18 protein-coding genes are annotated in these 20,682 nt (G+C 62.7%); 15 read left to right on the forward strand and 3 right to left on the reverse strand.

From position 1 onward, the window contains the following. The first annotated feature begins 70 nt into the window (after positions 1-70). The 10 genes from JV241A_RS19890 (at position 71) to JV241A_RS19935 (ending at position 11,507) form a co-directional block, all read left to right on the forward strand. A complete protein-coding gene (locus tag JV241A_RS19890) occupies positions 71-1,081 on the forward strand; it encodes an ornithine carbamoyltransferase (protein WP_115088557.1) in 1,011 nt (336 codons plus the stop codon). Between the two features lie 131 nt (positions 1,082-1,212). Further along, positions 1,213-2,142 carry a carbamate kinase gene (gene arcC, locus JV241A_RS19895; protein WP_134064138.1) on the forward strand — a complete coding sequence of 310 codons (930 nt, stop codon included), beginning with the start codon at positions 1,213-1,215 and terminating at the stop codon, positions 2,140-2,142. Positions 2,143-2,197: 55 nt separating this feature from the next. After that, positions 2,198-2,563 (forward strand): DUF5064 family protein, encoded by a 366-nt coding sequence (locus tag JV241A_RS19900; protein ID WP_115088558.1) that lies wholly within the window; start codon positions 2,198-2,200, stop codon positions 2,561-2,563. Positions 2,564-2,678: 115 nt separating this feature from the next. Then, entirely contained in the window at positions 2,679-4,187 is a 1,509-nt protein-coding gene (locus JV241A_RS19905; protein WP_134064140.1) for a sigma-54-dependent transcriptional regulator, read from the forward strand. Between the two features lie 274 nt (positions 4,188-4,461). Continuing rightward, positions 4,462-4,845 carry a glycine cleavage system protein GcvH gene (gene gcvH, locus JV241A_RS19910; protein WP_134064142.1) on the forward strand — a complete coding sequence of 128 codons (384 nt, stop codon included), beginning with the start codon at positions 4,462-4,464 and terminating at the stop codon, positions 4,843-4,845. Between the two features lie 9 nt (positions 4,846-4,854). Next, the gene (gene gcvP / locus JV241A_RS19915) at positions 4,855-7,710 is read left to right on the forward strand and encodes an aminomethyl-transferring glycine dehydrogenase (RefSeq protein WP_134064144.1); all 2,856 of its coding nucleotides are present in this window, start codon (positions 4,855-4,857) and stop codon (positions 7,708-7,710) included. Between the two features lie 120 nt (positions 7,711-7,830). Further along, on the forward strand, positions 7,831-9,207 hold the full coding sequence (locus JV241A_RS19920; RefSeq protein WP_115088562.1) for an L-serine ammonia-lyase: 1,377 nt from the start codon (positions 7,831-7,833) through the stop codon (positions 9,205-9,207). 28 nt (positions 9,208-9,235) lie between these two features. After that, positions 9,236-10,360: a glycine cleavage system aminomethyltransferase GcvT gene (gene gcvT / locus JV241A_RS19925; RefSeq protein WP_134064146.1), complete on the forward strand. Its 1,125-nt coding sequence runs from the start codon at positions 9,236-9,238 to the stop codon at positions 10,358-10,360. 348 nt (positions 10,361-10,708) lie between these two features. Continuing rightward, the gene (locus JV241A_RS19930) at positions 10,709-10,921 is read left to right on the forward strand and encodes a cold-shock protein (protein WP_007931076.1); all 213 of its coding nucleotides are present in this window, start codon (positions 10,709-10,711) and stop codon (positions 10,919-10,921) included. A gap of 97 nt (positions 10,922-11,018) precedes the next feature. After that, complete coding sequence (locus JV241A_RS19935) at positions 11,019-11,507, forward strand: RDD family protein (RefSeq protein ID WP_115088564.1); 489 nt, start codon at positions 11,019-11,021, stop codon at positions 11,505-11,507. Positions 11,508-11,558: 51 nt separating this feature from the next. Here JV241A_RS19935 and lptG read toward each other — a convergent pair whose 3' ends face one another. Further along, positions 11,559-12,620: an LPS export ABC transporter permease LptG gene (lptG, locus tag JV241A_RS19940; protein WP_115088565.1), complete on the reverse strand. Its 1,062-nt coding sequence runs from the start codon at positions 12,618-12,620 to the stop codon at positions 11,559-11,561. Continuing rightward, entirely contained in the window at positions 12,613-13,728 is a 1,116-nt protein-coding gene (gene lptF, locus JV241A_RS19945) for an LPS export ABC transporter permease LptF (protein WP_115088566.1), read from the reverse strand. The genes lptG and lptF overlap by 8 nt, the downstream gene beginning before the upstream one ends. 280 nt (positions 13,729-14,008) lie before the next feature. Here lptF and JV241A_RS19950 point away from each other — a divergent pair, with 280 nt between their 5' ends. The 5 genes from JV241A_RS19950 to rlmF all read left to right on the forward strand — a co-directional run bounded on the left by JV241A_RS19950 (position 14,009) and on the right by rlmF (position 20,369). Next, a complete protein-coding gene (locus tag JV241A_RS19950) occupies positions 14,009-15,502 on the forward strand; it encodes a leucyl aminopeptidase (protein WP_134064148.1) in 1,494 nt (497 codons plus the stop codon). 51 nt (positions 15,503-15,553) lie between these two features. After that, entirely contained in the window at positions 15,554-15,982 is a 429-nt protein-coding gene (locus JV241A_RS19955; protein WP_115088568.1) for a DNA polymerase III subunit chi, read from the forward strand. Between the two features lie 5 nt (positions 15,983-15,987). Further along, positions 15,988-16,335 (forward strand): DNA polymerase III subunit chi, encoded by a 348-nt coding sequence (locus JV241A_RS19960; protein WP_134064150.1) that lies wholly within the window; start codon positions 15,988-15,990, stop codon positions 16,333-16,335. 135 nt (positions 16,336-16,470) lie between these two features. Further along, entirely contained in the window at positions 16,471-19,317 is a 2,847-nt protein-coding gene (locus JV241A_RS19965) for a valine--tRNA ligase (protein WP_134064152.1), read from the forward strand. Between the two features lie 98 nt (positions 19,318-19,415). Further along, positions 19,416-20,369, forward strand: a complete 954-nt coding sequence (gene rlmF / locus JV241A_RS19970) for a 23S rRNA (adenine(1618)-N(6))-methyltransferase RlmF (protein ID WP_115088571.1) — start codon at positions 19,416-19,418, stop codon at positions 20,367-20,369. A gap of 92 nt (positions 20,370-20,461) precedes the next feature. Here the strand turns inward: rlmF and JV241A_RS19975 are convergent. Further along, positions 20,462-20,682 (reverse strand): integrase core domain-containing protein (locus tag JV241A_RS19975; protein ID WP_166675676.1); only part of this gene is annotated, 221 nt, incomplete at its 5' end.

Genomic DNA, 20,682 nt, shown 5'->3' on the forward strand with positions numbered 1-20,682 from the left:
CAACCGCCTGCACCCACGGGTGCAGGCGGGCCGATCACCGCTTTCCGTTCACCAGAACAGGAGAATCATCATGGCGTTCAACATCCACAACCGTAACCTGCTGAGCCTGGAACACCACACCCCTCGCGAGTTGCGCTACCTGCTGGACCTGTCCCGTGACCTGAAACGTGCCAAGTACACCGGCACCGAGCAGCAGCACCTCAAAGGCAACAACATTGCGCTGATCTTCGAGAAAACCTCGACCCGCACCCGTTGCGCCTTCGAAGTGGCTGCCTACGACCAGGGCGCCAACGTCACTTACATCGACCCGAACTCTTCGCAGATCGGCCACAAGGAAAGCATGAAGGACACCGCCCGCGTACTCGGGCGCATGTATGACGCCATCGAGTACCGTGGCTTCAAGCAGGAAATCGTCGAAGAGCTGGCCAAATTCGCCGGTGTGCCGGTGTTCAACGGCCTGACCGACGAATATCACCCGACCCAGATGATCGCCGACGTGCTGACCATGCGTGAACACGCCGACAAGCCGATCCACGACATCAGCTACGCCTACCTGGGCGATGCCCGCAACAATATGGGTAACTCGCTGCTGCTGGTCGGCGCCAAACTCGGCATGGACGTGCGCATCTGCGCGCCGAAAGCCCTGTGGCCGCACGACGACCTGGTCGCCCGTTGCAAAAAATATGCGGAAGAAAGCGGCGCGCGCATCACCCTCACCGAAGACCCGAAAGCGGCGGTCAAGGGCGTCGATTTCATCCACACCGACGTCTGGGTATCGATGGGCGAGCCGGTTGAAGCCTGGGGCGAACGCATCCAGCAACTGCTGCCGTACCAGGTCAACGCCGAGCTGATGAAAGCCACTGGCAACCCGCGGACCAAGTTCATGCACTGCCTGCCAGCGTTCCACAACTCCGACACCAAGGTCGGCAAACAGATCGCCGAGCAGTACCCGCACCTGGCCAACGGTATCGAAGTGACCGACGACGTGTTCGAGTCGCCAGCCTGTATCGCCTTCGAGCAAGCGGAAAACCGCATGCACACCATCAAGGCGATCCTGGTGTCGACCCTGGCTGACCTGTAATCCAGCTGCCAGTCTCTGTGGGAGCGGGCTTGCCCCGCGATAGCGTCACCGCGGTGCAGCAGATGCACCGCCATCGCGGGGCAAGCCCGCTCCTACAGGGTGGCATCTCCCTTTCCTAAAAGGACATCATCATGCGTATCGTTGTTGCATTGGGCGGCAACGCCCTGCTGCGCCGTGGCGAACCCATGACTGCAGATAATCAGCGCGCCAATATCCGCATCGCCGCCGAGCAGATCGCCAAGATTCACCCAGGCAATGAACTGGTCATCGCCCACGGCAATGGTCCGCAAGTCGGCCTGTTGTCGTTGCAGGCGCAATCCTACAAGCCGGACGAAGCCTACCCGCTGGACGTGCTCGGGGCCGAAACCGAAGGCATGATCGGCTACATCATCGAACAGGAGCTGGGCAACCTGCTGGAGTTCGAAGTGCCGTTCGCCACCCTCCTGACCCAGGTCGAAGTGGACGCCAATGACCCGGCCTTCAAGGACCCGACCAAGTTCATCGGCCCGGTCTACAGCAAGGAAGACGCCGAGCGCCTGGCCAAGGAGAAAGGCTGGGTGGTCAAGGCCGACGGCGACAAGTACCGCCGTGTGGTAGCCAGCCCGAAACCCAAGCGCATCTTCGAGATTCGCCCGATCAAATGGCTGCTGGAAAAGAGCAGCATCGTCATCTGCGCCGGTGGCGGCGGCATCCCGACCATGTATGACGCCGACCGCAAGCTCAAGGGCATCGAAGCGGTGATCGACAAAGACCTGTGCTCGGCGCTGCTGGCCGAACAGCTCGAAGCCGACCTGCTGGTGATCGCCACCGACGTCAACGCGGCGTTCATCGACTATGGCAAGCCGAGCCAGAAGGCGATTGCCCAGGCGCACCCGGACGAGCTCGAACGCCTCGGCTTTGCCGCCGGCTCCATGGGCCCGAAAGTCCAGGCCGCTTGCGACTTCGCCCGCCATACCGGCAAAGTGGCGGTTATCGGTTCGCTGGCCGACATCGAAGATATCGTCAAGGGTACGGCCGGTACCCGGGTGAGCACCTCGAAGCCTGGAATCAGCTACCGTTGAATGCAGTGGGCGGGCTTGCGGGCCCGCCGTTTTCACCTTTGCGGAGGATTCCATCATGGCCCAGTTCAAATCCGGTCACGTGCATATCGAGCGCACTGCGCTGAACAAGGCTGATCACAGTTACGACCTGAATATCGAGTACGCAGTAGTCCGGGAAGCCAACAAACACGGCATTGATTTCCACATGCATGGGAGCATCGAAGGCAAGACCGTGGAGGAAAAGTTCTTCCTGAGCAAAGAAGAGGTATTGCCGAGCTTCCTGAGTGTCGCCACGCGCAGGGCGCAAAGCTACATGCCGTCGCCCAAGAAATTCGAGAGCCTGGGCTCAACGCACAAGATCTACGACCTGATGTTCGAGGACATTCGCGAGAAGCTGGATGTGAAGTCGGGGGATTCGGTCAATCCCGAGCACTTCGAGTAGCCCTACCGGCCTCATCGCGGGGCAAGCCCGCTCCCACCCAGGTAGGAGCGGGCTTGCCCCGCGATTGCGCTGAACAGCATACTGGCCGCCTCCGGCAGCCTTGAACCCCTCCCCCATGCGCATCCACGTCAGTTTCATCGACCGCGTCGGCATCACCCAGGAAGTGCTGGCCCTGCTCGGCGCCCGCAACCTCAACCTGGACGCCGTGGAGATGGTGCCGCCGAACGTCTACATCGACGCCCCGACCCTCAGCCCCCACGTGCTCGAAGAGCTGCACGACGCGCTGTTCAACGTGCATGGCGTGCAAACCGTACAAGTGGTCGACATCCTCCCCGGCCAGCGTCGTCACCTGCAGCTCGATGCCCTGCTCGCGGCCATGAGCGATCCGGTACTGGCCTTGGACAGCGCCGGCCATGTACTGCTGGCCAACCCGGCGCTGGTGGCGCTGTGCGGCCAGGAGCCGTCCGACCGTTCGGTGGCCGATCTGTTTGGCGACCCTGGCCTGCTTGAAGCCCTGATCGAACAGGGCTTCCACCTGCCCCTGCGCGAAGTGACTCTCAACGGCCAGACGCTGCTGCTCGATGCCACGCCGATCACCAACGCCGGTGCACTGCTGACCTTGTATCAGCCCAATCGCATCGGCGAACGGCTGTCGGCGCTGCACCATGATCACGCCGAGGGCTTCGATGCACTGCTGGGTGATTCACCGCCGATCCGCACCCTCAAGGCCCGCGCCCTGCGCGTGGCGGCCCTGGATGCACCGCTGCTGATCCACGGTGAAACCGGTACCGGCAAGGAGCTGGTGGCCCGCGCCTGTCACGCCATCAGCAGCCGTCACAGCGCACCCTTCCTGGCGCTCAACTGCGCGGCGCTGCCGGAGAACCTGGCCGAAAGCGAGCTGTTCGGTTACGCCCCCGGCGCCTTTACCGGCGCACAACGCGGCGGCAAGCCGGGGCTGATGGAACTGGCCAACCAGGGTACGGTGTTCCTCGACGAGATCGGCGAAATGTCGCCGTACCTGCAGGCCAAGCTCCTGCGTTTTCTCAACGACGGCAGCTTTCGCCGGGTCGGTGGCGACCGTGAGGTGAAGGTCAATGTGCGGATCCTCAGCGCCACCCACCGCGACCTGGAAAAGATGGTCGCCGAAGGCACCTTTCGCGAAGACCTGTTCTACCGCCTGAACGTGCTCAACCTGCAGGTGCCGCCGCTGCGCGAGCGTGGCCAGGACATCCTCCTGCTGGCGCGCTACTTCATGCAGCAGGCCTGCACCCAGATCCAGCGCCCGCTGTGCCGCCTGGCCCCGGCCACTTACCCGGCGCTGCTGGGTAACCGTTGGCCGGGCAACGTGCGTCAGCTGCAGAACGTGATCTTCCGCGCCGCCGCCATCAGCGAAAGCAGCCTGGTGGACATCGGTGACCTGGACATCGCCGGCACCTCGGTGGCCCGTGGGCATGACGCTGAAGTCGACAGCCTGGAACAGGCCGTGGAAGACTTCGAGCGCAACCTGCTGACCAAGCTCTACAGCAGCTACCCCTCGACCCGCCAGCTGGCCAGCCGCCTGCAAACCTCGCATACCGCCATTGCCCATCGCCTGCGCAAATACGGCATCCCGACCAAGCCCTGACCGGCCGTACTGAAATCACTACAGCGTAACGATATCGATACAGCACAGTTTCAGGGCCATGGCGCAAGGTTCTGATCCCCTTGCGCTTTTTTTCCCGGCTTCGGGTGTAGCGATTTCGCTACAGCTGTAAACCTTCCATTACTCAGAAAATTTATAACCTATTGTTTTATAACGATATTTTATAGATGGCCGCATTATTGCTATGGCATTGCTCATCCCTGGGCTCACTTGAGCCACGCCCACAGCCGTCCCCTGCGGCCCTTGAGGAGTTTCCATGAGCGAGTTGCGATTCACCGAAGATCACGAATGGCTGCGTACCGAAGCTGACGGCAGCGTCACCGTCGGGATTACCGCCTTCGCCCAGAACGCCCTGGGCGATGTGGTCTACGTGCAACTGCCGGAGCTGCAAAGCTACGACAAAGGTGCCGAAGCTTCGACCGTCGAATCGGTCAAGGCTGCCAGTGGCGTATACATGCCGCTGACCGGCGAAGTGGTTGCGGTCAACGAACAGCTCGAAGGCAACCCCGAGCTGGTCAACGAAGATCCGCTGGGTGAAGGCTGGTTCTTCCGTTTCATCCCGGCCGACGCCGGCGCCGTCGCGCAACTGCTCGACCAGGACGCCTACGACCGCCTGATCAAAGCCAACGCTGACGCCTGAGGAACCGCCATGACCATCAACCTCGGCACCGCCAACGAATTCATCGCTCGCCACATCGGCCCACGCCAGCGCGACGAGCAGCACATGCTCGCCACCCTCGGCTTCGACTCGCTGGAAGCCATGAGCGCCGCCGTCATCCCCGACAGCATCAAGGGCACCAGCGTCCTGGAGCTGGGCGCTGGGCAAAGCGAAGCCGAGGCCCTGGCTTCGCTCAAGGCTATCGCTGGCAACAACCAGCTGTTCAAGAGCTTCATCGGCCAGGGTTACTACAACTGCCATACCCCGGCGCCGATCCTGCGCAACCTGCTGGAAAATCCGGCCTGGTACACCGCCTACACCCCATACCAGCCTGAGATTTCCCAGGGCCGCCTGGAAGCGCTGCTGAATTTCCAGACCCTGATCAGCGACCTCACCGGCCTGCCGATCGCCAACGCATCCTTGCTCGACGAAGCCACCGCTGCCGCCGAAGCCATGACCTTCTGCAAACGCCTGAGCAAGAACAAGGGCAGCCACGCCTTCTTCGCTTCCGTGCATTGCCATCCGCAGACCCTCGACGTGCTGCGTACCCGGGCCGAACCGCTGGGTATCGACGTCATCGTCGGCGACGAGCGTGAACTGGGCGATGTCAGCGCCTTCTTCGGTGCCCTGCTGCAATACCCGGCCAGCAGCGGTGAAGTCTTCGACTACCGTGAGCTGGTCGAGCGCTTCCACGCCGCCAATGCCCTGGTTGCCGTGGCTGCCGACCTGCTGGCCCTGACCCTGCTGACCCCACCGGGCGAATTCGGCGCCGACGTGGCCATTGGCAGCGCCCAGCGCTTCGGCGTGCCGCTGGGTTTCGGTGGCCCGCACGCGGCCTACTTCTCTACCCGCGACGCGTTCAAGCGCGACATGCCGGGCCGCCTGGTCGGCGTCTCGATCGACCGCTTCGGCAAGACCGCCTTGCGCCTGGCCATGCAGACCCGCGAGCAGCACATCCGCCGCGAGAAAGCCACCAGCAACATCTGCACCGCCCAGGTGCTGCTGGCCAACATCGCCAGCATGTACGCCGTGTACCATGGTCCCCAGGGCCTGAAGCAGATCGCCGAACGCACCCATGCGCTGACCGCGATCCTCAAGGCCGGCCTGCAGCAGCTGGGTGTGAATGTCGAGATTGAACACTTCTTCGACACCCTGACCCTGGCCACTGGCAGCGCCACCGCCGCCCTGCACGACCAGGCCCGCGCCCAGCGCCTTAACCTGCGCCAGATTGACGCCCAGCGCCTGGGCCTGTCGCTGGATGAAACCAGCACCCAGGCAGACGTGGAAGCGCTGTGGCAGCTGTTCGCCGACGGCAAGGCCACTCCGGACTTCGCCGCCCTCGCTGCCAGCGTTCAAGCGCAATTGCCTCGCGCCCTGCTGCGCCAGTCGGCGATCCTTGAGCACCCGGTGTTCAACCGCTACCACAGTGAAACCGAGCTGATGCGCTACCTGCGCCGCCTGGCCGACAAGGACCTGGCCCTGGACCGCACCATGATCCCGCTGGGCTCGTGCACCATGAAGCTCAACGCCGCCAGCGAAATGATCCCGGTGACCTGGACCGAATTCGGCAACCTGCACCCGTTCGCCCCGGCAGAACAGAGCCAGGGTTACCAGCAACTGACCAGCGAACTGGAGGCGATGCTTTGCGCCGCCACCGGCTACGACGCCGTGTCGCTGCAGCCCAACGCCGGTTCCCAGGGTGAATACGCGGGCCTCTTGGCCATCCGCGCCTACCACCAGAGCCGTGGTGAAGCACGCCGCGACATCTGCCTGATCCCGTCCTCGGCCCACGGCACCAACCCCGCCACCGCCCACATGGCCGGCATGCGCGTGGTGGTCACCGCCTGTGACGCCCGCGGCAACGTCGACATCGACGACCTGCGCGCCAAGGCCATCGAGCACCGCGAACACCTCGCCGCGCTGATGATCACCTACCCCTCGACCCACGGCGTGTTCGAAGAAGCCATCGGCGAGATCTGCGCGATCATCCATGACAACGGCGGCCAGGTGTACATCGACGGTGCCAACATGAACGCCATGGTCGGCCTGTGCGCACCGGGCAAGTTCGGCGGCGATGTCTCGCACCTGAACCTGCACAAGACCTTCTGCATCCCCCACGGCGGTGGCGGCCCGGGCGTTGGCCCGATCGGCGTCAAGTCGCACCTGGCACCGTTCCTGCCCGGCCACGCGCACATGGACAACAAGCAGGGCGCGGTCTGCGCCGCACCGTTCGGCAGCGCCAGCATTCTGCCGATCACCTGGATGTATATCCGCATGATGGGAGGCGCCGGGCTCAAGCGCGCATCGCAGATGGCCATCCTCAACGCCAACTACATCGCCCGCCGCCTGGAAGAGCACTATCCTGTGTTGTACACCGGCAGCAACGGCCTGGTGGCGCACGAGTGCATCCTCGATTTGCGTCCAATCAAGGACAGCAGCGGCATTAGCGTCGATGACGTGGCCAAGCGCCTGATCGACTTCGGCTTCCACGCCCCGACCATGTCGTTCCCGGTAGCCGGCACGCTGATGATCGAACCGACCGAAAGCGAGTCTAAAGAAGAACTGGACCGTTTCTGCGAGGCGATGATCCGCATCCGCGAAGAGATTCGCGCGGTAGAAAGCGGTAGCCTGGACAAGGACGACAACCCGCTGAAGAACGCCCCGCACACCGCCGCCGAGATCGCCGGTGAGTGGAGCCACCCGTACAGCCGCGAGCAGGCGGTGTATCCGCTGGCATCGCTGGTGGAAGGCAAATACTGGCCACCGGTCGGCCGGGTCGACAACGTGTTCGGCGACCGCAACCTGGTCTGTGCCTGCCCGTCGATCGAGAGCTATCAGGACGTCTGAGTCCGGCCTGCTGGCCTCATCGCTGGCAAAGCCAGCTCCCACAGGTTTCGAGAACACCAAAGAACCCTGTGGGAGCCGGCCTTGCCGGCGATGCTTCTCCCCAACAATGAGGGTACGACCATGTCACTAAGCGTCTTCGACCTGTTCAAGATCGGCATCGGCCCCTCCAGTTCCCATACCGTCGGCCCCATGCGCGCCGCCGCGCGCTTTGCCGAAGGCCTGCGCCGCGACGAGCTGCTCAGCGCCACGGTCTGCGTCAAGGCCGAACTCTACGGCTCGCTTGGCGCCACCGGCAAAGGTCACGGCAGCGACAAGGCCGTGCTGCTCGGCCTTGAAGGCGAACACCCGGACACGGTCGATACCGAAAGCATCCCCGCACGCCTGCAGGCCATCCGCAGCAGCGGCCGGCTCAACCTGCTCGGCGAGCATGAAATCGACTTCGTCGAAAAGCAGCACCTGGCAATGATCCGCAAGCCCCTGGCCTTTCACCCCAATGGCATGATCTTCCGTGCCTTTGACGCCGCCGGTTTGCAGATTCGCAGCCGCGAGTACTACTCGGTAGGCGGTGGTTTCGTGGTCGATGAGGACGCGGCCGGCGCCGATCGCATCGTCGAAGACAGCACCGTTCTGCCTTACCCGTTCAAGACCGCCAAGGAACTGCTCGGCCATTGCACCGCGCAGAACCTGTCGATCAGCCAGATCATGCTGGCCAACGAAGCGGCCTGGCGCCCGGAAAGCGAAACCCGCAGTGGCCTGTTGCGCATCTGGCAGGTCATGCAGGACTGCGTGTCCGCCGGTTGTCGCAACGAGGGCATCCTGCCTGGCGGGCTCAAGGTCAAGCGCCGTGCCGCAGCGCTGTACCGCCAGCTGTGCAGCAACCCGGAGGCGAGCCTGCGCGATGCGCTGTCGGTGCTCGACTGGGTCAACCTGTATGCCCTGGCCGTCAATGAAGAAAACGCCTTCGGCGGACGCGTGGTCACCGCGCCGACCAATGGCGCCGCCGGTATCGTCCCGGCAGTGCTGCACTACTACATGCGCTTTATCCCGGGCGCCAACGACGACGGCGTGGTGCGCTTTCTGCTCACGGCCGCCGCCATCGGCATCCTCTATAAAGAGAACGCCTCGATCTCCGGTGCCGAAGTCGGTTGCCAGGGCGAGGTCGGCGTCGCCTGCTCGATGGCCGCCGGCGCCTTGTGCGAAGTGATGGGCGGCAGCGTGCAGCAGGTCGAGAACGCCGCCGAGATCGGCATGGAACACAACCTGGGCCTGACCTGCGACCCGATCGGCGGGTTGGTCCAGGTGCCCTGCATCGAGCGCAACGCCATGGGCTCGGTCAAGGCTATCAATGCCGTGCGCATGGCCCTGCGCGGTGACGGGCAGCACTTCGTCTCGCTGGATAAAGTCATCCGCACCATGCGCCAGACCGGCGCCGACATGAAAAGCAAATACAAGGAGACCGCCCGCGGCGGTCTGGCCGTCAACATCATCGAATGCTGACACCCTCTCAAGCCCCAAGGAGTCATCAATGTCCACCGAAACACTGCTCAAGACCCCGCTGCACGCCCTGCACCTGGAACTGGGCGCCCGCATGGTGCCCTTCGCCGGTTACGACATGCCAGTCCAGTACCCGCTGGGGGTGATGAAAGAGCACCTGCACAGCCGCGAGCACGCCGGCCTGTTCGATGTTTCGCACATGGGCCAGATCCGCCTGAGCGGCGCCGCTGCGGCCAAGGCCCTGGAATCCCTGGTGCCGGTCGACATCATGGACCTGCCGGTGGGCATGCAGCGCTATGCCATGTTCACCAACGAACAAGGCGGCATCCTCGACGACCTGATGGTCGCCAATCTGGGCAACGACGAACTGTTCCTGGTGGTCAACGCGGCCTGCAAGGAACAGGACCTGGCCCACCTGCGCAAGCACATCGGCGATCAGTGCCAGATCCAGCCACTGTTCGAAGAGCGCGCCCTGCTGGCCCTGCAGGGGCCGGCGGCGGTCACGGTACTGGAGCGCCTGGCACCTGCGGTTGCGAAAATGACCTTCATGCAGTTCCAGCCGGTGCAACTGCTGGGCGCCGACTGTTTTGTCAGCCGCTCGGGCTACACCGGTGAAGACGGTTTCGAGATTTCCGTTCCGGCAGAAAAAGCCGAAGAACTGGCGCGCCGTCTGCTGGCCGAACCGGAAGTAGCCGCAATCGGCCTGGGGGCACGTGATTCGTTGCGCCTGGAAGCCGGCCTGTGCCTGTACGGCCACGACATGAACACCCAGACCACACCGATCGAAGCCAGCCTGCTGTGGGCCATCTCCAAGGTCCGCCGCGCCGACGGCGAGCGTGCCGCTGGCTTCCCGGGCGCCGCAGCGATCTTCGCCCAACAGCAAAGCGGTGTTGCGCGCAAACGCGTGGGCCTGCTGCCGCAGGAGCGAACGCCGGTCCGTGAAGGCGCCGAGATTGTCGATGAAGCGGGCACGGTAATCGGTAGCATCTGCAGCGGCGGCTTTGGTCCGTCATTGAATGCGCCAGTGGCAATGGGTTACCTGGATGCGGCGCATACCGCACTGGATACCCCGGTGTGGGCCATTGTTCGCGGCAAGCGCGTGGCGATGAAAGTCAGCAAGATGCCGTTCGTTGCGCAGCGCTATTATCGCGGCTGAATCGTTACTTGAAACAGAGTGTCATGACGCGTTCGGGTTTTCGATTTCGAACGCGTTTTATAACTTTCGAAAAGCGTTGCAACACCGCTTGGAATGAGCCGGAAAAAATCCACCGAACGGTGGCTAAAAGGCACAGCGGCAGCGGTCTGCAGGGCTTGTTTTTGTCTTCAAAGTTAGCGTATTGTCTGTGCACTGTGTTTGCATGGGTCGCTATGGTTCGTGACCTGGGCAGTAGCTCTGATGTTTGCTACACCCGTTCGACGTCTCTTACTTTCCTGCAACCCAGCCCAGTACTCTTTCATTTGGAAGAAGCTGTTACTAATTCTAAGTTTCAAAGGAAATAAGACAATGTCCCAACGTCAGAGCGGTACCGTCAAGTGGTTTAACGACGAGAAAGGTTTTGGTTTCATCACTCCAGAAAGCGGTCCGGATCTGTTCGTACATTTCCGCGCTATTCAGGGCAACGGCTTCAAGAGCCTGAAAGAAGGTCAGAAAGTCACCTTCATCGCCGTGCAAGGCCAGAAAGGCATGCAGGCTGACGAAGTTCAAGCCGAAGGCTGATCTTCATCAACAAAGAAGCCTCTGCTGGCAACAGCAGGGGCTTTTTTGTGCGCGCAATTCCGTAGAATGGGCGTTTTGCGCAAGGAGGGCCTCGCCAGTGCCCAAGCACCTGTTACAGCCCGAGGGTGAATTTCCCCCTGTCGACCTTGGCCGCCGCCTGGCCGCCATGTTCTATGATTTCCTGCTGTGCACCGCGCTGCTGATCGTCACTGCCGGTGCATACAAGATGATCCAGATGGCCTTTCTCGGTGAGGCGCGCATGCGCGAATTGACCGAAGCCGGCGCCCTGGACGGCGACCCGCTGCTATCGACTATTTTGCTCTTCGCCCTGTTCGGTTTCTTTGCCAAGTTCTGGACCCATGGCGGTCAGACCCTGGGCATGCAGGTGTGGGGCATCCGCGTGCAGAACGCTGATGGCAGCGCCATCAGCCTGTGGCAGGCGCTGCTGCGTTTTGTGGTGTCGATCGGCTCGTGGCTGTGCCTGGGCCTGGGTTTCATCTGGGCACTGTTCGACAAGCGCAAGCGCAGCTGGCACGACATCTACTCCGACACTCAGCTGGTGCGAATTCCCAAGCTCAAGAAATAGCAGGCAGAAAAAAGCCGACCCAAGGGTCGGCTTTTTCTTGTGTGCAACGCCCTATCCAGCGCGCCGCAACAACCACAACCCCGCCACCGCACAGATCGCCGCCGGCAGCACCACCGCAAGCAACGGCGGGAAGCCGAATACCTGACTGGAAGGCCCGAGCAGGTCCTGGGCGATGCGGAACACAAAGCCCACCAACACCCCGGTGAATACTCGCTGGCCCAAGGTCACCGAACGCAGGGGGCCGAAGATGAAGGAAATGGCCATCAGCACCAGGGCCGCAGTCACCATCGGCTGCAGCACCTTGGTCCAGAACGCCAGCCAGTAACGGGCGTTGTTCAGGCCCTGGTCGGACAGGTAGTGGATGTAATCCCACAGGCCGGTGATCGACAACGACTCTGGCGCCACGACCACGGTATTGAGCAGTTGCGGAGTGACGGAAACATCCCAGCGCTCTTCGGCGGCCTTGACCACTTCGGTGTGGTCACCGCGGAAATGCGTGGTGGTCACATCGCTGAGCTGCCAGTGATCGTCCTGGTACTGGGCGCGCCGGGCAAAGCTGGACGTCAGCATATGCCGCTCGTTGTCGAAGCGATAACGGGTCACGCCATACAGCAGACCATTGGGCTGCACCGAGTTGATGTGCACGAACTCATCACCCTGGCGGTGCCACATGCCACGTTTGGAACTCTGCGCCTCACCACCGCCCTGGGCCAGGGAACGGTCGGCCTGGGCCTTGTTCTCGGTTACCGGGGCCAGGTACTCGCCAATCAGGATACCGGCCAGCATCAACACCAGCATCGGCTTCATCACCGCCCAGACAATCCGGCCAATGGACACGCCAGCGGCGCGCATGATGGTCAGTTCGCTGCTGCTGGCCAGGCTGCCCAGGCCGATCAGGCAGCCGATCAGCGCGGCCATCGGCAGCATGTCGTACAGCCGCCGCGGCGCGGTGAGCAAGACGAAGTTGCTGGCGTCCATCACCGTGTAGGTGTCGGTGATGTCGCCCATCTCGTCGATGAAGGCAAACAGCGAAGCCAGGCCGAGAATGATCCCCAGCACGGCCAGAATGGCCATCAGCACGCTTTTGCCGATGTAGCTGTCGAGCTTAACCATGGGCCACCTCCGCACGGCGAGCGGCACGCTTGAGGCGCAACGGCTCCCAGTACATAAGCCCCAGGCCGATCAGCAAGAACAGGCCGTGAACCCACCAGATGCCCAGGCCGATCGGCAGTTTGCCTTTCTCCAGGGCGCCACGCACGGCGATCAGCATTGTCAGGTACGCCATATACAGAAGAATCGCCGGCAGCAGCTTGAGGAAACGGCCCTGGCGCGGGTTGACCCGCGACAGCGGCACCGCCAGCAGGGTCACGATGAATACCAGCAGCGGCAACGACAGGCGCCATTGCAGCTCGGCACGTTCGCGCAGGCCGTCACTGCCAAAGAGTTGCGAAGTCGGGATGGCCTCACGCTCGGTGATTTCCTCGCTGACTTCAGGCTTGGGCAACAGCACCCCGTAGGTGTCGTACTTGATCGCACGGTAGTCGGCCTGGCCGGGGTTGCCGTCATAGCGGTAACCGTTTTCCAGGATCAGGTAACGGTTGCCATCGGCGTTGACCTGCTGGTGGCCCTTTTCCGCGACCAGTACCGACGGTCCGCGATCCTTGGTCTTGTCCTGACTGAAGCGTTTCTCGGAAATGAACACGCCGCCCAGGTTGACCCGGTCTTCCGACAGTTCTTCGGTGTAGGTCACCCGTGAACCATCGCGCAGGGTCTGGAAGCGACCCGGCACCAGGGTGTCGAACTCGGTCAGGGCGTCCTGCTGGTTGATGATCTGCGCCACCTGGGTAACGCCCTGGGGCGCCAGGCTCAGGCTCAGCCAGGCCACCAGCAGGGCAACCAGTGCCGCCGGAGCCATGGTCATGCCCAGCAGCCGCTGCTGGCTCATGCCGGTGGCCGACAGCACGGTCATCTCGCTTTCCAGGTACAGCCGGCCATAGGCCAGCAAAATACCGAGGAACAGGCCGAGGGGCAGGATCAACTGCAGGAACCCCGGCAGGCGATAACCCATGATCAGGAACAGCACGCTCGGATCGAGCACGCCCTGGGCCGCCTGGGCCAGGTACTTGATGAAGCGCCCGCTCATGATGATGACCAGCAGCACGGCGCTGACGGCACTCAAGGTCACCAGGACCTCGCGGGACAGATAACGAAAGACGATCAAACCAGACACTCCTGGGTTGTCAGGCTCGGACAGCCGAACAAGAAATCCATAACAGCCAAGATAGTAGCCCGCTCGCCAGAGCGGACCCGGGTAAAAGTTGGCGCATTATCCTGTGATTGACCGTGCCTGTCACTTGGCGCTGCACAATGGTTCATCTCGGGGTTGTCAGGGCGGGCGAAGCAGGCTCAAACTGGGGGCTTTAGCACTGGTACGCGACCACGCGGCCACGACAGCGCCTGCATAGACAACGCGCACCGACAGATCATTCGGGGAACCTGACATGGAACTGGTTGTAAAAAGCGTAGCCGCAGCATCCTTGAAAACCGCCACCCTGGTACTGCCCGTGGCAGAAGGCGGCAAACTCGGCGCCATTGCCAAAGCCATCGACGAAGCCACCGGCGGTGCCCTGGCCAGCGTGCTCAAGCGCGGCGATTTGGCCGGCAAGGTCGGCCAGACCCTGCTGCTGCACAGCCTGCCCAACCTCAAGGCCGAGCGCGTACTGCTGGTCGGTACCGGCAAGGATGCCGAACTGGGTGATCGCAGCTGGCGCAAGGTCATTGCCAGCGTGCTGGCAGTGCTCAAAGGCCTGAACGGCAGCGATGCGGCACTGGCCCTGGACGACGTCGCCGTCACCGGCCGCGATGCCTTCTATGGCAAGACCCGCCTGCTTGCCGAAACCCTGCTCGATGGCCAGTACGTTTTCGACCAGTTCAAGAGCAAGAAGGCCGAACCTCGCGCCCTGAAGAAGATCACCCTGCTCAGCGCCAAGGCCGGCGCCAGTGACGTTGAGCGCGCGGTCAAGCACGCCATCGCCATCGCCAACGGCATGGGCTTCACCCGCGACCTGGGCAACCTGCCACCGAACGTTTGCCACCCGAGCTACCTGGCCGAACAGGCCAAGGCCCTGGGCAAGGAATTCAAGGGCCTCAAGGTCGAGGTGCTGGACGAGAAGAAGATCAAGGACCTGGGCATGGGCGCCTTCTACGCCGTTGGCCAGGGCAGCGACCAGCCGCCACGCCTGATCGTGCTCAACTACCAGGGCGGCAAGAAAAGCGAGAAGCCTTTCGTGCTGGTGGGCAAAGGCATCACTTTCGACACCGGCGGCATCAGCCTCAAGCCCGGCGCCGGCATGGATGAAATGAAATTCGACATGGGCGGTGCTGCCAGCGTCTTCGGCACCCTGCGCGCCGTGCTCGAACTGCAACTGCCGATCAACCTGGTGTGCCTGCTGGCCTGCGCCGAGAACATGCCAAGCGGCGGCGCTACCCGTCCGGGTGACATCGTCACGACCATGAGCGGGCAGACCGTCGAGATCCTCAACACCGACGCCGAAGGCCGCCTGGTGCTGTGCGATACCCTGACCTACGCCGAGCGCTTCAAGCCACAGGCAGTGATCGACATCGCCACCCTGACCGGCGCCTGCATCGTCGCCCTGGGCAGCCACACCTCAGGCCTGATGGGCAACAACGACGAGCTGGTCGGGCAACTGCTCGACGCCGGCAAGCGCGCCGACGACCGCGCCTGGCAGCTGCCGCTGTTCGACGAGTACCAGGAGCAACTGGACAGCCCGTTCGCCGACATCGCCAACATCGGCGGGCCGAAAGCCGGCACCATCACCGCCGGTTGCTTCCTGTCGCGCTTTGCCAAGGCCTACCACTGGGCCCACCTGGATATCGCCGGTACCGCCTGGATCAGCGGTGGCAAGGACAAGGGCGCCACTGGCCGCCCGGTACCGCTGCTGACCCAGTACCTGCTCGATCGCGCCAACGCCTGAGATGACGCTGGCCGTCTGCGCCTTCGGGCGTAGCCGGCCGGCAGGCTGACCATGACCAAAGTCGATTTCTACATATTGCCCAGCGCCGCGCCCTCGGCGCGCCTGGATTTCGCCTGCAAGCTCTGTGACAAAGCCTGGCGCCTTGGGCACCGGGTCTACCTGCATTGCAGCGACGCCGCCCAGCGCGATGAACTGGACGCACGCCTGTGGGCGTTCAAGGGCGAGGCCTTCGTGCCCCACAGCCCGGCTGAAGACGACCCGCAGGGCAGCGTGGCCCTGGGCCTTGGCGATGATGCCGGCAGCCATCAGGACCTGCTGATCAACCTTGACCTCAAGGTGCCGCCGTTCGCTGCCCGCTTTGCCCGGATCGCCGAGATCGTGGTCGAAGAGCCGGCGATTCGTCAGGCGGCCCGAGAGAGTTTCCGTTTCTACCGCGAACAGGGCTATGCTCTGCAAGATCACCGCTTACAGCGACTCTGAAGACGATGGACAAACCCACTCCCCTGCCCCAATCCGCGCACTTGCTGGACGACCTGGAGTCGATCCGCCAGTTGCTAGGTGATGCATCCCTCGAACCACCGCTGTTGACCGACACCGTCGAGGAGCAGATCCCGCTGTTGCTCGAAGAGGCCGAAGTGCCGCCAGCGCACGTGCCTGAAGCCCCTGCCGATCCACAGGCCAAGCGCCAGGAAACCCTGCTGCACCTGGACGCCGAACTGCGCGCGGCCGCGCAACTGATCATGCAGGACGTGATCAACGATTTCGCCCCGCATATCGAGAGCGAGATCAAGCGCCGCCTCGATGCCAGGCTTGAGCGCATGCTTAACCAATAAAAAGCAGTTACAAGCTTCAAGCGACAAGCTGCAAGAGCCGTGCGGCGCTCTGAGCTTGCAGCTTGTCGCTTGAAGCTTGCCGCTTCGTTATACTCTCCGGCTTTCCTGAATAAATGCCTAAGGGTCCCGCCGCGCATGGATAAGACCTACCAGCCGCACGCTATTGAAACTTCCTGGTACAACACCTGGGAGTCCGAGAATTATTTCGCTCCGCAAGGCGCGGGCGATTCCTACACCATCATGATCCCGCCGCCGAACGTCACCGGCAGCCTGCACATGGGGCATGGTTTCAACAACGCGATCATGGACGCCCTGATCCGTTTCCGCCGCATGCAGGGCCGCAACACCCTGTGGCAGCCAGGTACCGACCACGCCGGTATCGCCACGCAGATGCTGGTCGAGCGTCAACTTGAGGCCAAGGGGCAGAGCCGCCACGACCTGGGCCGCGAGAAATTCCTGGAAAAGGTCTGGGAATGGAAGGATCAGTCCGGTGGCAACATCAGCCGCCAGATTCGCCGCCTGGGCTCGTCGGTCGACTGGAGCCGCGAGCGCTTCACCATGGACGACGGCCTCTCGGAAGCTGTGAAAGAAGCCTTCGTGCGCCTGCATGAAGACGGCCTGATCTACCGCGGCAAGCGCCTGGTCAACTGGGACACCAAGCTGCACACGGCGATCTCCGACCTTGAAGTGGAAAACCACGACGAGAAGGGTCACCTGTGGAACCTGCGCTATCCGCTGGCTGACGGCGCCAAGACCGCCGACGGCAAGGATTACCTGATCGTCGCCACCACTCGCCCGGAAACCATGCTCGGCGACGCCGCCGTTGCCGTGAACCCGGAAGACGAGCGTTACAAGGCGCTGATCGGCAAGTTCGTCGAGCTGCCGCTGGTTGGCCGGCGCATCCCGATCATTGCCGACGACTACTGCGACCCTGAATTCGGCACCGGCTGCGTGAAGATCACCCCGGCCCACGACTTCAACGACTATGAAGTCGGCAAGCGCCACAACCTGCCGCTGCTGAACATCTTCGACAAGAATGCCTTTGTCCTGCCGGCCGCCCAGGTGTTCAACCTCGATGGCAGCGTCAATGAAAGCGTCGACGCTACCCTGCCTGCCCAGTATGCCGGCCTGGACCGCTTCGTCGCACGCAAGCAGATCGTCGCCGATTTCGACGCCGCAGGCCTGTTGGTCAGCGTCGACGACCACGCCCTGAAAGTACCGAAAGGCGACCGTTCCGGCACCATCATCGAGCCGTGGCTGACCGACCAGTGGTACGTGTCGACCAAGCCGCTGGCGGAGCCGGCGATTGCTGCCGTTGAAGACGGCCGTATCCAGTTCGTGCCCAAGCAGTACGAAAACATGTACTTCTCGTGGATGCGCGACATCCAGGACTGGTGCATCAGCCGTCAGCTGTGGTGGGGCCACCGTATTCCGGCCTGGTACGACGAATCCGGCAAGGTCTATGTCGGCCGCAGCGAAGAAGAAGTCCGCAGCAAGCACAGCCTCGGCGCCGACGTGGTCCTGAACCAGGACAACGACGTACTGGACACCTGGTTCAGCTCGGGCCTGTGGACCTTCTCGACCCTGGGCTGGCCGCAGCAGACCGAATTCCTCAAGAAATTCCACTCCACCGACGTGCTGGTCACCGGCTTCGACATCATTTTCTTCTGGGTAGCCCGGATGATCATGCTGACCATGCACCTGGTGAAGAACGAGGACGGCACCCCGCAGGTACCGTTCAAGACTGTCTATGTGCACGGTCTGGTGCGCGATGGCCAGGGCCAGAAGATGTCCAAGTCCAAGGGCAACGTCCTTGACCCGCTGGACATCGTCGACGGCATTACCCTGGACGAGCTGCTGGAAAAACGCACCAGCGGCATGATGCAGCCCAAACTTGCCGAGAAGATCGCCAAGCAGACCAAGGCCGAGTTCCCTGAAGGCATCGCCAGCTACGGCACCGACGCCCTGCGCTTCACCTTCTGCTCGCTGGCCTCCACCGGTCGCGACATCAAGTTCGACATGGGCCGCGTCGAAGGCTACCGCAACTTCTGCAACAAGATCTGGAACGCCGCGCGCTACGTGCTGGACAAGGGCGAAGACTGCGGCCAGAACGGTGAGGCCTACGAGCTGTCGCTGGCTGATCGCTGGATCATCTCGCAACTGCAGCGCACCGAAGCCGAAGTGACCCGCCAGCTCGATCAGTTCCGCTTCGACCTCGCCGCCCAGGCGCTTTACGAGTTCATCTGGAACCAGTATTGCGACTGGTACCTGGAACTTTCCAAGCCGGTCCTGTGGGACGAGAACGCGCCGGTCGAACGCGCCCGTGGCACTCGCCGCACCCTGGTACGGGTACTGGAAGTGGCACTGCGCCTGGCCCATCCGTTCATGCCGTTCATCACCGAAGAAATCTGGCAGCGCCTGGCGCCGCTGGCCGGCGCCGAAGGCAAGACCATCATGCTGCAGCCATGGCCAGTGGCCAATGAAAGCCGCATCGATGCCGCTGCCGAAGGCGATATCGAGTGGCTCAAGGAGCTGATGCTCGGCGTGCGCAACATCCGCGGCGAAATGAACATCGGCCCGGGCAAGCCGCTGCAACTGTTCCTGAAAAACGCCAGCGCCGAAGACCAACGCCGCCTGCAGGAAAACGAAGCGCTGCTGAAGAAGCTGGCGAAGATCGAATCCTTCACCGTGCTCGGCGAGCAGGACGAAGCGCCACTGAGCGCCACCGCCCTGGTTGGCGACCTGCAGGTGCTGGTGCCGATGGCCGGCCTGATCGACAAGGACGCCGAGCTGGCTCGCCTGAACAAGGAAATCCAGCGTCTGCAGGGTGAAGTCCAGCGCGTCGGCGGCAAGCTGTCCAACGCCGCCTTCGTCGACAAGGCACCGCCTGCGGTGATCGACAAGGAGCGCGCGAAGCTGGCTGAGGCCGAACAGGCCCTGGCCAACTTCACCGAGCAGCATGCGCGGATTGCCGCCTTGTAACACTCGCTGATCTCAGCGACGCTATCGCGGGTCAAGCCCGCTCCTACAGTCTCTGTGGGAGCGGGCTTGACCCGCGATGCTTTCCACCGGACATCAAGATGACCACAACCAACAAACCGACCCTGCACCCGCGCAACCGCCACCAGGGCCGCTACGACTTCCCCCAGCTGATCAAGAGCAGCCCTGAGCTGGGCCGGTTCATGATCACCAACCCCCACGGCAAGCCGAGCATCGACTTCGCCAACCCGGACGCGGTCAGGGTATTCAACCGCGCCCTGCTCAAGGCCCAGTACGGTATCCAGCACTGGGATATCCCGGCCGATTACCTGTGCCCACCGATTCCCGGTCGTGCTGACTACGTGCACGTGCTGGCCGACCTGCTGGCTGAAGAAAACGGAGGTGAAATCCCCCGTGGCGCGCAAGTCCAGGCGCTGGACATCGGCATCGGCGCCAACTGTATCTACCCGTTGCTGGGCCACAGTGATTATCGCTGGCGTTTTCTCGGCTCGGACATCGACGCCACGGCGCTTGCGGCAGCCGGCGCAATCGTCCAGGCCAACGGCCTGGGCAAGGCCATCAGCCTGCGCCAGCAAGGCAATCGCAAGCACATCCTGCTGGGGCTGCTGAACAGCGACGAGCGCTTCGACCTGACCTTGTGCAACCCACCTTTCCACGCCTCGCGCGAAGAAGCCACCCGCGGCAGCCAGCGCAAATGGCGGGCCCTGGGCAAGGCCGATCCAAAGCGCAAGTTGCCGGTGCTGAACTTTGGCGGGCAGAACAACGAACTCTGGTGCGAGGGCGGCGAGATCCGCTTTGTCAGCCAGTTGGTGGCCGAAAGCGCCAGCCTTGGCCAGCAGGTGCTGTGGTTCACCAGTCTGGTGTCCAAAGCCTCCAACCTGCCCGGTATCCAGGCAGCGCTAAAAAAGGCCGGTGCTGTCGAACAGCGAGTGGTGGAGATGGGCCAGGGGCAGAAGCAGAGCCGCATGATCGCCTGGACCTTCCAGGATGCTGCGGCGCGCCAGGCCTGGCGCAACAGCCGTTGGGCGATGTAGGAGCGGGCTTGGCTCGCGATACGATGTGACTGACAGGCCGCGATCGCGGGGCAAGCTGAACTGGTCAACAGATTTTGGACACCGGTTTAGGTTCATGCCGCAACCTTGAGCTTTTTCTCCATGGCTACCGGGGTTTCATAGCCGTTGTAGCTGTGGAGACGCTTAAGGTTGTAACGCATCAGATAAGCCTGGATGTCTAACTGTGCTTGCGCTTCGGTTTCGTAACCTTCTGCTGGCATCCACTCAGACTTCAATGCACCGAAGAAGCGCTCCATGACGGCGTTATCCCAGCACTGGCCTCGGTGACTCATGC

Origin of the sequence: Pseudomonas sp. JV241A, from assembly GCF_900275665.1 — a bacterium.
Lineage (GTDB): Bacteria > Pseudomonadota > Gammaproteobacteria > Pseudomonadales > Pseudomonadaceae > Aquipseudomonas > Aquipseudomonas wadenswilerensis.

Bases quoted from the DNA above. Each gene is read 5' to 3' on its own strand.
- gcvH (WP_134064142.1), top strand. From the start codon at position 4,462: ATGAGCGAGTTGCGATTCACCGAAGATCACGAATGGCTGCGTACCGAA.
- JV241A_RS19900 (WP_115088558.1), top strand. From the start codon at position 2,198: ATGGCCCAGTTCAAATCCGGTCACGTGCATATCGAGCGCACTGCGCTG.
- JV241A_RS19955 (WP_115088568.1), top strand. From the start codon at position 15,554: ATGACCAAAGTCGATTTCTACATATTGCCCAGCGCCGCGCCCTCGGCG.
- rlmF (WP_115088571.1), top strand. From the start codon at position 19,416: ATGACCACAACCAACAAACCGACCCTGCACCCGCGCAACCGCCACCAG.
- JV241A_RS19920 (WP_115088562.1), top strand. From the start codon at position 7,831: ATGTCACTAAGCGTCTTCGACCTGTTCAAGATCGGCATCGGCCCCTCC.
- JV241A_RS19890 (WP_115088557.1), top strand. From the start codon at position 71: ATGGCGTTCAACATCCACAACCGTAACCTGCTGAGCCTGGAACACCAC.
- JV241A_RS19960 (WP_134064150.1), top strand. From the start codon at position 15,988: ATGGACAAACCCACTCCCCTGCCCCAATCCGCGCACTTGCTGGACGAC.
- lptG (WP_115088565.1), bottom strand. From the start codon at position 12,620: ATGGTTAAGCTCGACAGCTACATCGGCAAAAGCGTGCTGATGGCCATT.
- JV241A_RS19950 (WP_134064148.1), top strand. From the start codon at position 14,009: ATGGAACTGGTTGTAAAAAGCGTAGCCGCAGCATCCTTGAAAACCGCC.
- JV241A_RS19965 (WP_134064152.1), top strand. From the start codon at position 16,471: ATGGATAAGACCTACCAGCCGCACGCTATTGAAACTTCCTGGTACAAC.
- JV241A_RS19930 (WP_007931076.1), top strand. From the start codon at position 10,709: ATGTCCCAACGTCAGAGCGGTACCGTCAAGTGGTTTAACGACGAGAAA.
- gcvP (WP_134064144.1), top strand. From the start codon at position 4,855: ATGACCATCAACCTCGGCACCGCCAACGAATTCATCGCTCGCCACATC.
- gcvT (WP_134064146.1), top strand. From the start codon at position 9,236: ATGTCCACCGAAACACTGCTCAAGACCCCGCTGCACGCCCTGCACCTG.
- JV241A_RS19905 (WP_134064140.1), top strand. From the start codon at position 2,679: ATGCGCATCCACGTCAGTTTCATCGACCGCGTCGGCATCACCCAGGAA.
- arcC (WP_134064138.1), top strand. From the start codon at position 1,213: ATGCGTATCGTTGTTGCATTGGGCGGCAACGCCCTGCTGCGCCGTGGC.